The sequence below is a fragment of the Rhodococcus sp. OS5 genome, assembly GCF_056837585.1.
This window is the reverse complement of sequence record NZ_CM166368.1, coordinates 3,261,697-3,274,829: the sequence shown is the minus strand read 5'-3', so window position 1 is coordinate 3,274,829 and position 13,133 is coordinate 3,261,697. Positions and strand designations below refer to the sequence as shown.

Annotated in this window: 17 protein-coding genes; 10 read left to right on the top strand and 7 right to left on the bottom strand. The window is 63.7% G+C overall.

Features of this window, described 5'->3' with window-relative positions; genetic code table 11:
- Positions 1-27: 27 nt before the first annotated feature.
- The gene (locus ACVZUB_RS15290) at positions 28-1,164 is read left to right on the top strand and encodes a M24 family metallopeptidase (RefSeq protein WP_064114375.1); all 1,137 of its coding nucleotides are present in this window, start codon (positions 28-30) and stop codon (positions 1,162-1,164) included.
- Here the strand turns inward: ACVZUB_RS15290 and ACVZUB_RS15285 are convergent, their stop codons facing one another.
- Positions 1,165-1,590, bottom strand: a complete 426-nt coding sequence (locus tag ACVZUB_RS15285) for a PPOX class F420-dependent oxidoreductase (RefSeq protein WP_007729859.1) — start codon at positions 1,588-1,590, stop codon at positions 1,165-1,167. It abuts the gene before it with no gap.
- Positions 1,591-1,620: 30 nt separating this feature from the next.
- On the opposite strand from ACVZUB_RS15285, the gene dprE2 reads away from it, so the two are divergent.
- The 9 genes from dprE2 (at position 1,621) to ACVZUB_RS15240 (ending at position 8,914) form a co-directional block, all read left to right on the top strand.
- Complete coding sequence (gene dprE2 / locus ACVZUB_RS15280) at positions 1,621-2,382, top strand: decaprenylphospho-beta-D-erythro-pentofuranosid-2-ulose 2-reductase (RefSeq protein ID WP_083291701.1); 762 nt, start codon at positions 1,621-1,623, stop codon at positions 2,380-2,382.
- Positions 2,379-3,662: a precorrin-6y C5,15-methyltransferase (decarboxylating) subunit CbiE gene (cbiE, locus tag ACVZUB_RS15275; RefSeq protein WP_162113513.1), complete on the top strand. Its 1,284-nt coding sequence runs from the start codon at positions 2,379-2,381 to the stop codon at positions 3,660-3,662. Before dprE2 ends, cbiE begins: the two co-directional genes overlap by 4 nt.
- Positions 3,659-4,408: a precorrin-4 C(11)-methyltransferase gene (cobM, locus tag ACVZUB_RS15270; protein ID WP_003944967.1), complete on the top strand. Its 750-nt coding sequence runs from the start codon at positions 3,659-3,661 to the stop codon at positions 4,406-4,408. Before cbiE ends, cobM begins: the two co-directional genes overlap by 4 nt.
- Positions 4,405-5,178 carry a cobalt-precorrin-6A reductase gene (locus ACVZUB_RS15265; RefSeq protein WP_162113644.1) on the top strand — a complete coding sequence of 258 codons (774 nt, stop codon included), beginning with the start codon at positions 4,405-4,407 and terminating at the stop codon, positions 5,176-5,178. Before cobM ends, ACVZUB_RS15265 begins: the two co-directional genes overlap by 4 nt.
- Before the next feature lie 145 nt (positions 5,179-5,323).
- Entirely contained in the window at positions 5,324-6,244 is a 921-nt protein-coding gene (locus tag ACVZUB_RS15260; RefSeq protein ID WP_007729850.1) for a HAMP domain-containing protein, read from the top strand.
- Between the two features lie 159 nt (positions 6,245-6,403).
- The gene (locus tag ACVZUB_RS15255; protein WP_019748499.1) at positions 6,404-7,045 is read left to right on the top strand and encodes a ScbR family autoregulator-binding transcription factor; all 642 of its coding nucleotides are present in this window, start codon (positions 6,404-6,406) and stop codon (positions 7,043-7,045) included.
- Between the two features lie 10 nt (positions 7,046-7,055).
- Positions 7,056-7,415, top strand: coding sequence for a VOC family protein (locus ACVZUB_RS15250; protein ID WP_482627494.1), 360 nt, complete (start codon positions 7,056-7,058; stop codon positions 7,413-7,415).
- Positions 7,415-7,930 carry a DUF1990 family protein gene (locus tag ACVZUB_RS15245; protein ID WP_007729847.1) on the top strand — a complete coding sequence of 172 codons (516 nt, stop codon included), beginning with the start codon at positions 7,415-7,417 and terminating at the stop codon, positions 7,928-7,930. The genes ACVZUB_RS15250 and ACVZUB_RS15245 overlap by 1 nt, the downstream gene beginning before the upstream one ends.
- A 201-nt stretch (positions 7,931-8,131) precedes the next feature.
- Positions 8,132-8,914, top strand: coding sequence for an alpha/beta hydrolase family protein (locus ACVZUB_RS15240; protein ID WP_007729845.1), 783 nt, complete (start codon positions 8,132-8,134; stop codon positions 8,912-8,914).
- Positions 8,915-9,327: 413 nt separating this feature from the next.
- On the opposite strand, the gene ACVZUB_RS15235 is transcribed toward ACVZUB_RS15240, so the two are convergent.
- The 6 genes from ACVZUB_RS15235 to ACVZUB_RS15210 form a co-directional block, all read right to left on the bottom strand.
- Positions 9,328-9,918 carry a dihydrofolate reductase family protein gene (locus ACVZUB_RS15235; RefSeq protein WP_116056728.1) on the bottom strand — a complete coding sequence of 197 codons (591 nt, stop codon included), beginning with the start codon at positions 9,916-9,918 and terminating at the stop codon, positions 9,328-9,330.
- A 77-nt stretch (positions 9,919-9,995) separates the two neighbouring features.
- Entirely contained in the window at positions 9,996-10,235 is a 240-nt protein-coding gene (locus ACVZUB_RS15230; protein WP_054188254.1) for a PLDc N-terminal domain-containing protein, read from the bottom strand.
- Entirely contained in the window at positions 10,232-10,636 is a 405-nt protein-coding gene (locus tag ACVZUB_RS15225) for a nuclear transport factor 2 family protein (protein WP_482627493.1), read from the bottom strand. The genes ACVZUB_RS15230 and ACVZUB_RS15225 overlap by 4 nt, the downstream gene beginning before the upstream one ends.
- Positions 10,633-10,992, bottom strand: coding sequence for an HNH endonuclease (locus tag ACVZUB_RS15220; protein ID WP_065455757.1), 360 nt, complete (start codon positions 10,990-10,992; stop codon positions 10,633-10,635). Before ACVZUB_RS15220 ends, ACVZUB_RS15225 begins: the two co-directional genes overlap by 4 nt.
- 26 nt (positions 10,993-11,018) lie before the next feature.
- Entirely contained in the window at positions 11,019-12,506 is a 1,488-nt protein-coding gene (cobJ, locus tag ACVZUB_RS15215; RefSeq protein ID WP_030536355.1) for a precorrin-3B C(17)-methyltransferase, read from the bottom strand.
- Positions 12,503-13,129, bottom strand: a complete 627-nt coding sequence (locus ACVZUB_RS15210; protein WP_007729839.1) for a precorrin-8X methylmutase — start codon at positions 13,127-13,129, stop codon at positions 12,503-12,505. Before ACVZUB_RS15210 ends, cobJ begins: the two co-directional genes overlap by 4 nt.
- Positions 13,130-13,133: the final 4 nt, after the last annotated feature.

The window sequence follows — 13,133 nt, the reverse complement described above, 5'->3', positions numbered from 1 at the left end:
CTGCCAGTCGGCACTAACCTGTAAGCCATGACGTCTCCAGCCGAACAGGATTCCCGATTCTCCAGCGCCGTGTACGGCGCACGTATCGCTCGTGCCGCCGAGTTGGCTCGATCAGCAGGTCTCGACGGTCTGGTGGTGACTCCCGGTCCGGATCTGCGGTACCTGACGGGTTCTCGGGCTGACTCGTTCGAGCGCTTGACCGCGTTGGTCATCGCCGCGGACACGGCGAAGGCATCCGTCGTACTTCCTCGGTTGGAGTTGGCGTCGCTGAAGGAATCGGCAGTGGGCGATCTCGGGTTGACCGTCCTCGACTGGGTCGACGGTGTCGACCCGTATGCGATTGTGGCGGCGCAACTCCCGACCGGCGCGAAGGTGGCGGTGACGGATGCGATGCCTGCGCTGCATCTGATCCCGCTCGCAGACACCTTGGGCGCGTTGCCGATTCTCGCCACCGGCGTCTTGCGCGAATTGCGGATGGTCAAGGACGGCGCCGAGATCGAGGCGTTGCGGCGAGCCGGTGCGGCCATCGACCGTGTTCACGCCCGCATGGCCGAGTTCTTGGTCGTCGGACGTACGGAAGCTGAAGTAGGCGAAGCGATTTCGGCGGCGATTCTCGAAGAGGGGCACACCGAGGCCGCGTTCGTGATTGTCGGTTCGGGCCCGCACGGCGCCGATCCGCATCACGAGGTTTCGGACCGGGTGATCGAGAGCGGCGATATCGTGGTCATCGACATCGGCGGACCGGTCGAGCCCGGATACAACTCGGACTCCACTCGCACGTACAGCATGGGGCAGCCGTCCGCGGAGGTTGCCGCACAGTTCGCGGTACTCGAGGCGGCGCAGCAGGCTGCGGTCGATTCGGTGCGGCCAGGAGTCTCCGCAGAATCCGTGGACGTTGCAGCCCGCGAAGTGCTTGCCGCACAAGGGCTTGCAGAGGTATTCGTTCACCGCACCGGTCACGGTATCGGGCTGTCCGTGCACGAGGAGCCGTACATCGTCGAGGGCAACACCATCGAACTCGTCGAAGGTATGGCCTTCAGCATCGAACCGGGAATCTACTTCCGCGGCAGTTGGGGTGCCCGTATCGAGGACATCGTCGTCGTGACCGCCGACGGTTGCGAGTCGTTCAACAACCGTCCGCACGGCCTGACTGTCCTCGCCTGATCAGCTTTTCTTGAACGCAGCGGACCCGAGTATGCGTGTGACGTCGATTTCGATGACCACGCGCGCGGGATTGACCCGTGGCTGGCGGTACCGCTCGGCATAGCGCCGAACGGCGTCGGCCACGGAGTCCGCGTCGGTGAGCACGCGTGCCGGCCCCTCGAGCGTGAGCCAGCGGCCACCGTCGACCGAACTGACGGCGGCGTATCCGCCACGCGCTGCGTTGATCGCCTTCTGTGAGCCACCGCTGGTGATCACGCGCGCCTTTCCGGCTTCCTGGTCCCAGGTGAACCCGACGGCAACGACGTGTGGGGTGCCGTTCGGACGCAACGTCGTGAGTGTCGCGAGGTGGTATTCACCGACGAACTTCAGCCCGTCTTCGGTGAGAGTCTGTTGTGACGATGGCGTGGTGGAGGGGGTGAGCGTCATGCCACGACGGTAATCCAGGACACTGGAGCGGTGACTGCGGGTGCGAACGTGAATGACATCGAGACGGTACTGCTCCTCGGCGGACGAAGTGAGATCGGCCTCGAGATCGCGGTCAGGCTCGCGCCGGGCCGCAACATCGTTCTGGCTGCCAGACGCAGCGGAGAGCTGTCGGACCAGGAGCAGATGCTCAAAAATGCCGGCGCTGTCGACGTCTCCACCGTCGAGTTCGACGCCGACGCCGTCGACACGCACGGAGACCTCCTGGGCGCCGTAGTCGCCGAGCACGGTCGGATTTCGGTTGCAGTGCTGGCCTTCGGAATTCTCGGCGATCAGGCGCGTGCCGAAACCGACGCGGCGCATGCGGTCGCGGTGGTGCACACCGACTACGTGGCGCAGATCAGCATCCTCACGCACCTCGCGGAGATCATGCGCCGACAGGGAACCGGAAAGATCGTGGTGTTCTCGTCCGTCGCCGGCGTCCGGGTTCGCCGCGCCAACTACGTCTACGGGAGCGCAAAGGCCGGCTTGGAAGGTTTTGCCAGCGGTCTGGGCGACGCGCTGCACGGTTCGGGCGTCCAATTGATGCTGGTACGGCCAGGGTTCGTCATCGGCAAGATGACCGAGGGAATGTCGCCTGCCCCGATGTCGAGCACTCCGTCGCAGGTCGCGGACGCCGTCGTGCGGGGACTGAACTCCGGGGCGACGCGTGTGTGGGTACCGCGAATTCTGCAGCCGGTGTTCTTCGTCATGCGGCTTCTGCCTCAGACGATCTGGCGCCGGATGCCGCGATGACCACACACCCGGTGGTGATCGTCGGCATCGGCGCCGACGGCTGGGATGGGCTGTCCGAGAGCGCAAAGGGCGCAATCCTGGGCGCGGAGGTCCTGATGGGGTCGCCGCGCCAATTGGACTTGGTCCCGGCGACACATCTCGGGGCACGGCGTGCGCCCACCAGGCTGACCTGGCCGTCTCCGATGATTCCGGCGTTGCCGTCGATGTTCGCCGAGAACGCGGACCGCAGAGTATGCGTGCTCGCCAGCGGTGACCCGATGTTCCACGGTCTCGGTGTCACATTGGTCAGGCTGCTCGGCGCGGACAACGTGCGAGTGATCTCCCACCCGTCGTCGGCGGCGTTGGCGAGCGCGCGAATGGGATGGGCATCGGCCGAGATCGACGTCGTGAGCCTGGTCAACCGAGACTCGGCGACAGTATTGGCTTCCGTGACTGACGGTGCGCGACTGCTGGTGTTGAGCAACGGGCGCTCGACACCGGGGGAGGTGGCACGTCTGTTGTCCGGCGCGGGCTTCGGTCGATCGATCGTGACCGTGCTGGCCCAGCTGGGCGGGGCCGGGGAATCGCGGACCGTCACGGTCGCAGACGAGTGGGATCACGCGGACGAGGACGTGGACGCGTTGAACGTTCTGGCCGTCGAGTGCATCGCGGCCGATCCTCTCTTGCGGCTGACTCGAATCCCGGGGCTACCGGATGCTGCTTTTGTCGGCGACGGTCAGATGACCAAGCAGGAGATCCGTGCGTTGACGTTGTGCGCGCTTGCCCCGGCGCCGGGAGAACACCTCTGGGACGTGGGCGGTGGGTCGGGAACCGTCGCCATCGAGTGGATGCGAACTCACCCACGTTGCACTGCAACAATATTCGAGAAGGTGGCGAGCCGCGTGTCGCAGATCGGTGCCAATGCACTCAATCTCGGCGTGCCCGCGTTGAACGTGAAAGGGGCCGCGCCGGAGGCGTTTGCGGACGAAACTCGACGTCCCGATGCGGTGTTCGTCGGCGGCGGCGTCACGCAACCGGGAATGCTCGAAGCGTGCTGGGAGCAGTTGAGCGTGGGTGGTCGTCTGGTCGCGAACGCCGTGACCGCCGAGTCCGAATCGTTGCTGCTCGGCTGGATGAGTCGCCAGGGTGGGACGCTTCGACGCTTTCAGGTGCAGCGCGCCGAGCCGTTGGGAATGTTCAACGTTTGGCGACCGCAACTTCCGGTGGTCCAATGGTCCGTCACAAAACGTCAGCCGTCTGCAGGCGCAGACACAGATACGCCGGAGGAATCCACACAATGACCGTTCATTTCATCGGTGCGGGTCCCGGTGCGGCAGATTTGATCACTGTCCGCGCGCAACGGATCATCGCTGCGAGCCCTGTGTGCTTGTACGCAGGCAGCCTTGTTCCAGCGGAGTTGCTCGAGTGGTGCCCGGTCGGAGCTCAGGTCGTGGACACTGCTCGGCTGAGCCTGGACGAGATCACCGCGATTCTTGTCGAAGCGGATTCCGCTGGGCTGGACGTCGCGCGTTTGCATTCCGGTGATCCGTCGATCTTCAGTGCAGTGGCAGAGCAAGCTCGTCGCCTGGACGCCGCAGGAGTCGATTTCGACATGATTCCCGGTGTTCCTGCATTTACCGCGGCTGCAGCCGCGCTGGGGCGCGAGCTGACTGTCCCAGGCGTCTCGCAGACCATTGTTCTCACCCGAGTCTCCACCTTGTCGACGGCGATGCCGGAGGGCGAGGATCTGCGGTCCCTCGGCCGCAGCGGCGCGACGATGGTGATTCACCTCGGCGCTCATCGCATCGAACAGATCGCATCCGAGTTGGCCGACAATTACGGCGAGGACTGCCCGGTCGCGGTGGTCGCCTTCGCCTCACGGCCCGAGGAGATCGTTGTTCGAGGCACTTTGAAGACGATCGTCGAACTTGTTCATGCGGCCGGCATCACGAAGACGGCCGTCGTGATCGTCGGCCGAGTGTTGACTGCGGAGGGGTTTCCGGACAGCTACCTCTACTCGGCAGCGCGCGAGAGAAGCACACACTGACCTCGACAGGTACTCGTCGCCGCGTACTCCTGCTCGGCGGCACAGGCGAAGGTCGAGTGATCGCTTCTCGCTTGGCCGGTTCAGCCGACCTCGAGGTTGTCACATCGCTGGCCGGCCGGGTTCGTGATCCTCGATGGCCGGAGGGGGAAGTGCGTATCGGCGGGTTCGGGGGAGCCGAAGGGCTGTCGGAGTGGTTGTCGGCCAATGATATTCGTGCAGTGCTCGACGCCACGCATCCGTTTGCCGCTCGCATCACCCAGAATGCGTTCGAAGCGTGCCTTGCGAATTCCGTGCCGTACGCCATGTACCGACGCCCGCCCTGGCACGAGCAACCCGGTGACACTTGGCTTCCGGCACGCGATCTCGATCACGCCGCAGAGTTGGTGCCGACGGTCGGCTCACGCGCTTTTCTGACGATCGGGAGGCAAGGAGTTTCGGCGTTCGACCGCGTGAAGAGCGTCTCGTTTCTCGTCCGCTCGATCGATCCGCCTTCGGGGACATTGCCGCCTCACTCTCAATTGCTGCTCGCACGTGGTCCATTCGACATCGAAGCGGAAGTGGATCTGATGCGAACTCACAGCATCGACGTCGTGATCACCAAGAACAGTGGCGGCGAGCAGACGTACGCAAAGATCGCCGCAGCCAGGCAATTGTCGATCCCGGTGATCGTCGTCGAACGACCACCGATCCCGGCGACCGTCCCGGCATTCGATACCGAAGCCGAGGCGATGGACTGGCTCACGGCTTTCGGTCGTGGAACGGCGCTGTGAGGCCGACATCTCGTTCGCTTCAGGTTCGTCTAAGGTTCCGTGACCATACTGGAGGGATGTTGGGATTTTTCGACGCCGCACTGCGGGACCGCGCATGAGAGTGTCGGTTCCCGGAATGAGCCGTCGAAAACCATCGGGAATTCACGTGCGGACGCTCCATGCTCGCGTGAAATTGCTGACTGCAGGCCTGGTGGCGATCGCGGTGATCGTGTCGGCGTCGGCGGTGTACATAGTGTTCAACGCGTATTTGCAAGGCAACGTCGATCGACAACTCGAGCGCACGAGTGACGCGATCACCGACACCGTCAATTTCGGCGGTGTCACACCGGTTCTGGGATTGACGGCCGGCGCGGATACAGCGGTCATCCAGGCAGTGGGGCTTCTCACTGCCGACGGCGCCTTGGTGACGGCGACTCCCGGTCTGCCGCCGTTCAGTACGAGCGCAGACGCCATCAGGTCGATCGCAGACGGCAATTCGTCGCAGACAATCGCGACCGTTGATGCGTATCGAATTCTTGTCGAGCCCTCGGTTGCGGGCCAGACTTTGGTTGTCGCGCAATCCCTGGGGCCGACGCGTTCGGTACTCAAGCGACTGGCAGTGGTGTTGGCGGCACTCGGGGCGGCCGGAATCGCCCTAGCTTACGCGGCCGGAGATGCTGTGGCACGCACAGGATTACGGCCGATCGCGCGACTTACTGCGGCGACGCGGCGGGTCGCCGAAACGGATGATCTTGCGCCGATCCCGGTGACCGGTGACGACGAGTTGGCGTCGTTGACAGTCAGTTTCAATCGGATGCTCGGGACGTTGTCGGAATCGCGGGCACGCCAGAGAAGTCTGATCACCGAAGCGGGCCAGGACCTTCTGGCTCCTTTGACTGCACTTCGCACCAATATCGAGTTGTTGATGTCTTTCGATACCAAGTCCGGCGCGATTTCCGAGGCGGATGCAACGCAGTTGCGTGAGGAAATCACCGACCAGATGATGGAGTTGACGCTCCTCGTCGGAGAGTTGGTGGACCGTGCGCGGGTTGACGAAAGCACGTTGGGGAGAGGAGATTCCCTCTAAATCGGACGTCTGACCAGCGACTTTGTTGCATTCGTAATTGAAGCAATGGAAGGAGCGCTGGTAATGTGGGGCAATTGTGAAGTTTTTGGGTATAGCTGGAGTGTGGCGCGAACCGTGGGGTTTGCTGGGCGGGGGCCTTTGGAGGACGAGAGGGATTCAGTGGTCAAGCAAGCACGCGCCGAGCTGACTCGGCAGCAAATCGTTGCCGGCGCGGCCGCGCAGTTCGAGAAGACTGGTTACGGCAGCACCAGCATGGCCGACATAGTCTCGGGGGCCGGTACTACCAAGGGCGCGTTGTATTTCCATTTCGCGTCGAAGGACGAGCTCGCGCAATTCATCATTGCCGAACAGCATCGGCTCTCGATCGAGTCGGTGCAGGCGATTTCCGCGACGGGCAAGGACCCGTTGGAACAGATGATCATGCTCACGCACGAAATGGCACGCCAGATTGTCGACGAGCCGATCGTTCGCGCGGGCATTCGCCTCACGCTGGAACTGAGCACGTACGAGGGGCCGGTGGAACCGTACGCCGAATGGATCTCGGCAATCACCGATCTCACCGCCAGAGCTCAGGCGGAAGGTGAAATCCGAAAATCGGTCAGCGCAGAATCGTTCGGCAGGTTCATGCCCTCGGCATTCACGGGGGTACAGCTGGTTTCGAACGTTCTCACCCGACGCTCGGATCTTCCGGATCGTGTCGACGAGATGTGGCAGATCCTGCTTCCGGGGATCGTCAGCGACGAACTTTCCGGTGACATCGAGCGCCTCGTCAAGTCGCGGTGGACTCCGGCGGCGGCGTAGCCTGCGGGACATGGCCGTCACGCGGATAGTTTCGGATCTGTCGAGTAGTTCGCTCGAGGCCGCGCAGCGCTTCTACACCGATGTGCTGGGCCTCGAAGTTGTGATGGATCACGGGTGGATCGTGACGTTGGCTTCGCCGACGGATCCGTCATTGCAGATCAGCGTCATGACGCACGACGCTCATGCGCCCGTAGTACCGGACGTCTCCGTCGAGGTGGACGATCTCGACGCGGCGTACGAGGCCGCGGTGCAGCGCGGCGACACCATCGTCTATCCCGTCACCGAGGAGCCGTGGGGTGTCCGCAGGTTCTTCGCTGCCGACCCCGACGGCCACGTGATCAACATCCTCAGCCACCGACGCGAGCAATGATGGCGTCCCGCCCGGGCGGGCTGACGTACCTCGAGGTGGGCGCAACGTCAGGCGTTCTCCCCGCCGGCTATCACCACGTTCACGAGAGCGCGACGGTCGGATCCGGACGGGAGGATTTCGAGGTTGCCGCTCGAACCGTCGCGAATTGGGGAATGCACCGCGGAGCCGGACTGGCCGTACGGACGGCAGCCCCGACCGCCGTGGCGGGTCAGGATGCGACTTTCGGACTCGGTCCGGTGACTATCCCCGTTCGGATCGTCTATGTCGTCGACGAACCCAATCGCAAGGGCTTCGCGTACGGAACCCGCGCCGGTCACCCCGAATGCGGGGAGGAATTGTTTGTCGTCCAGTTCGACGAGGCCAGCCAAGCGGTTCGTATCGAGATCGTTGCGTTCTCCAAGCCCGGAACGTGGTGGGTGCGTCTCGGCGCTCCGATCGGACGTCGAGTACAGGCGTTTGTCACGCGCCGCTACATCCGTGCCGTCCGCCAGAGCGTCGCCCGATCGCGGGTATGACCGCTGCCGGGCGCGCTGGAAAAATGATTGGACGAGCTTCGGTTCGGGTTGATAGCTTGTGCGAGACCGTGACAACACGCCAGGAGGTGAGACCCATGAACGCTGTAACCATGTGGGTGCTCCCACTCGTGTTCACGGATCGGCGATTGACGTAGGTGTCGCCGGGAGCGCCTCGAGTAGGCAATCCCGAAAGGTAACACCATGCAATCCAATTCTCAGACCATCGAATTCACTTCCGAGACAACGTCGAACGGGGTCGTCGAACGCCATTTCATTCTGGACGACATCACCGGTGTGCTCTGGTCACCCGCGTCCGGATCTGTCGAATCACCCCTTCTGCTGTCCGGGCACTCCGGCGGCATGCACAAGAAGGCACCAGGACTGGTTGCCAGCGCACTCCACAGTGTGAGCTCCCACGGGTTCACAGTCGCCGCGATCGACGCGCCCGGACACGGCGACCGCCCGCGGAACACACAGGACGAACAGTGGGTCGAGGCGATCCACCAGGCTAGGGCGGCCCACGAGCCGATCGCCCCGATCGTCGTCGAGTACAACCGATCGTTGGCGGAGCGTGCAGTGCCGGAATGGCAGGCGACCATCGACGCTCTGCAAACGCTGCCCGACGTCAACGCCGACGCTCCGATCGGCTTCGGCGGCGTGTCGCTAGGGGTCGTGACCGGGCTCATGTTGGCCCCGGTCGAATCCAGGATCGCTGCTGTGAGCTTCGGGGGAGTTTTTGTGGACGACTCCCTCATCGAAGCGGCACGAAAGCTCGCGGTCCCGGTCGAGTACCGGATCCCTTGGGACGACAAGGATTACGACCGCACGTCGGGGATAGCGTTGTTCGATGCCTTCGGCTCGAAGGAGAAGACGCTGCACGCCTACTCGGGCAGGCACTATCCGGTGCCCGACTACGAGCGAGACAGTTCGGCTCGGTTCTTCGCCCGCCACCTCGGCGGGAGCGGTGGCGCTCCTGTGAGCTGACGTGAACTCGTATCGGCGTCCGGCCTGTGTCGGACGCCGATACGATCTCGATCCTTCGCTCGCTAGTAGCCGTCCAGCTTGGCCATTTTTGCTGAGGCGCGCGAGGGTGCGCGCAAGCATGGCCCTCGACCGGGGGTGCTTACAGCTCGAGGTGCAGTGCCCGTGGAATAAGGGGCCAGAGTGTTCGATAGCGACAAGTGGTCCTTACGGTCCGCCGGGCGGAACGAACTTGTTCGTGATCCAGTTCGATGCTTCGATCTCGTCGAGGGTTGTCCGGAGACTTCGGTGGCTAATGCTCGTGCTGTGCCGAGTGTCCGGTCAATACCGAACATCGAACAAGACTGGAAACTTTCTCGTGTCCGACCTGAGGCGACGACATGTCTTTCAACCGCGCATTTCCAGCCATGCGTCGACTAACCGTCCGATACCTGACCCGGGGGCGGTACTTGAGTGGGCCGATATCGCACGGCGACTGCACCCGACTGGAACTCGTGGCGATCGACGAGTTCGAGTTGGATGCGCTCACGCAGACCGGCGAGCAACGTCGGTCCGTGTCCGGCGAGGACCGGTTGCACAACGAACTCGTACTCGTCGATCAGTCCCAGGTCTGCCAATGCCAGGGGGAGTGTTACGCCGCCAACCCACAGGCCTTCGCCGGGCTGCTCCTTGAGCCGTTGAATCACTGGCCCCAAGTCGCCTTGCACGAGTTCGGCATTCCAATCGACCCCGCTCAGCGTGTTCGACACGACGTACTTCTTCGCCCGGTCCATGGCCTGGGCGAACGGGATCTCCCACTCGTCCATCCAGTCAGGCCATGTGCCCGTTGCGGGCCGCCGCCACGCCGACTCCATCATCTCGTAGGTCACCCGGCCGAACAGCAAGGCATCGGCTCGTTCCATCTGAGCGGTCCAGTAGCGCATCGACTCCTCGTCGGGTGGGAGCCCCGCCTCGTGATGGCAGCAGCCGTCGAGTGTGACGTTGATCGAGTATCGAAGTGGTCTCATCTCGTTGTTCTCCCCTGATAGGCGCAGAGTGACAGCACCGGACCGTACTCAGACTACTGCCGGGCGGTCGGTGTAGATCAGGTTCGGGACCTGGAGTCACGCGGGGGTCGACCGAACAGTAACCAGACGAGCGCACCGAGTACAGGCACCGCGATCACCAGTGCCGACCACCAGAATTTGCCGCCCGAGCGTTCGAAGTCAGTGCGCACGATCGCCACGAGCGCGCTAATCGTGATGAAGATCCAGGCAAGAACGAAGGCGGTGAAGGTGATGTCCATCCAAAGCGGAATGGTGGGGTTGTGGGTCGATTCGTTCACGCTTCCAAACCACTTTCGACGACTGTGCCTTGATGAAATATCACGGTCCACCGATTCTCGGTGAACCGCCAGATGGATGATCGCTCGGTAACTCGTTGCGCTTGCGCCAGCCGGTAGGTCACCAGATACATGTCAGGTGCAATCCGGCTCAGCGCGGGTCGGTCAACCCTCCATCCGAGTTCGGCCGCGTCGTTCACTTCGCCGCGGAGTCGCCGGGTCTCGACTACGGACTGCACGTAATCGCGGGTGTACCGCGCACCCGAGGCTCCGATCTCCCGGAACTCCGGGTCGACGACCGCATCGAACTCGTCTCGTGACATCGCTACTCGAGTTCGGTGAAACAGAGGTTCGAACTCCATCAACTCGTCGAGGATCGGGCGCAACTCGTGCGGAGTCGTCACGACTGCTCCGAGAACTGCGCCCTCATCTCGATACCTATCTCCGCGTGGCGCAGGAGGAAGGCCTTCTCGTCATACCCCTTGCGCCGCAACCAGAGAGTGACCTCGCTGTTGCATTTGCTCGCATTGCACGAGCGGCACGCCGGTGCGATGTTGTCGAGCGTGTAGCGCCCACCGCGGGAGATCGCCAGCACACAGTCACGCTGCGGCGACTCGTCCGGCTCGCCGCAGTACGCGCAGCCACCCCAGGCCGCTTTGAGCGCGGACCACTGCTCGACGGACAGGTCGTGCTCCATCAGATCCATTCGGCGTTTGCGCCTACGCGCGTATCTGGCTTTCCGGGTCCGGTTGACGGGCATGAGGCCATGCTATCGCTGTGCGATGTTCACTCCGGGTAGCGCCGCGGGGTGAACACCTGACGGCCCGAACCGGTTTCGACGACCGTCGTCATCGAGGAGCCGACGATCAGCAGAGTCCGCATGTCGATCTCGGAAGGCTCGAGCTCTCCGAGGGTCACGACGCGAACTGATTCCTCGGCACCGGCAACATCGCGGCCGATGACGACGGGAGTCTCGGGGGAGCGGTGCTCGAGCACGAGGTCCTTCATGGCTTGGACCTGCCACGTCCGAGACTTGGACGCCGGGTTGTAGACCGCAAACGCCATGTCCGCGGCTGCAACTGCCGAGATACGGCGCGCGACGACATCCCACGGCTTGAGGCGATCAGACAACGAGAGCACCGCGTAGTCGTGCCCGAGGGGAGCACCGACGCGACTGGCGACAGCGTTTGCCGCCGTCATGCCGGGAAGGATGCGGACCGGCACGCCGCGCCACTGGTCTTCGGCGGCAACTTCGAGAACTGCTGCAGCCATGGCGAATACGCCGGGATCTCCAGACGAGACGACAGCTACACGGGCGCCGTTCTTCGCCAGGTCCAACGCCATCGCGGCGCGTTCCGCTTCGACGCGGTTGTCGCTGGAATGGCGACGCTGGCCCGGACGCGTCGGCACGCGATCGACGTACGGGCCGTAGCCGACGAGGTCGGTTGCCAACGAAAGCTCATGCGCCACTTCGGGTGTGGTCCAGGCGGTGTCGCCCGGCCCGAGTCCGACCACGACCACCTCGCCGCGAGACTCGGTCGCAGGTCGAGGGTTGTTCGACGGGCTCGGAACGATGGCGATCGAGAAGTACGGAACTCCGTCCGGGTCGACCTCGGCAGCGGATTCGACGCGTTGACGTGTGGTGCTCGCGCGCTCGACGTAGTGGGCCTCGCCGAGGCGACCGGAATCCTCGAGCGATTGGAGGACCGGTGGGAAGGTACGTCCGAGCTTGAGGATGGCCGCGGCGTCGGTTTCCTTGAGCCGCCTGGTCAGCTCGGCCTGCGGCAACGTTCCGGGCAGGATCGTGAGGATCTCTTCACCCTCGACCAGCGGCTTTCCGAGTGCAGCAGATGCCGCGCTGACGGAGGTGACGCCGGGAATCACTTCGGCGTCGAAGCGATCGGCCAGTCTCTTGTGCATGTGCATGTAGGAGCTGTAGAAGAGCGGATCGCCGGCGGCGAGCAACGCGACGGTTCGACCGGCCGCGAGGTGAACTGCCAGCCGTTCGGCAGCTGCTTCGTAGAACTCGTCCATCGCGCCCTGGTATCCGCCGGGATGATCAACGGTCTCGGTGGTCACGGGGTAGACGAGGTGTTCTTCGATCTGTCCTTCGCGCATGTACGGCGCTGCAACTCCGCGGGAGATGCTCTTGCCGTGCCGCGCGGAGTGGAACGCAACCACATCGGCCTCGCCGATGACGCGGGCTGCCTTGACGGTCACCAATTCGGGATCGCCGGGGCCGATACCGACACCCCAGAGCTTGCCTGCACTCATTCGACTTCGCTCGCAATCGCATTGACGACGGCCGCGGTGATCGCGCTGCCGCCGCGTCGGCCGCGGAGCACCAGATGATCGATCCCGCTGGCGTGTTCGATGAGGGCTTCCTTCGACTCGGCAGCGCCGATGAAGCCGACCGGACCTCCGACGATCGCGGCCGGACGGGGCGCTCCGGCTTCGATGAGGTTCAGGAGATGGAACAGTGCGGTGGGTGCGTTTCCGATCGCGACAACAGCGCCCTCGAGCTTGGCTCCCCACAGTTCGAGAGCAGCCGCCGAGCGAGTGTTGTCGATGGTCGACGCCAGCACGGGAACCCGCGGATCGCCGAGGGTGCAGATGACGTCGTTGCCGGCGGGCAGACGCTTGCGCGTGATGCCGGCAGCCACCATCTGGGCGTCGCAGAAAATCGGCGCGCCGTCGCGCAGAGCTGCGCGCGCAGCCGAGACGACACCGGGTGTGAAGGCGACGTCGTCGACGAGATCGACCTGGCCACTTGCATGAATCATGCGCACTACAGCTTGCGAGACATCCGCCGGGAAACGGCTCAGGTCGGCTTCGGCCCGAATGGTGGCAAAGGACTGGCGATAGATTTCCGCGCCGTCACGGATGTACTCGATCATGTGC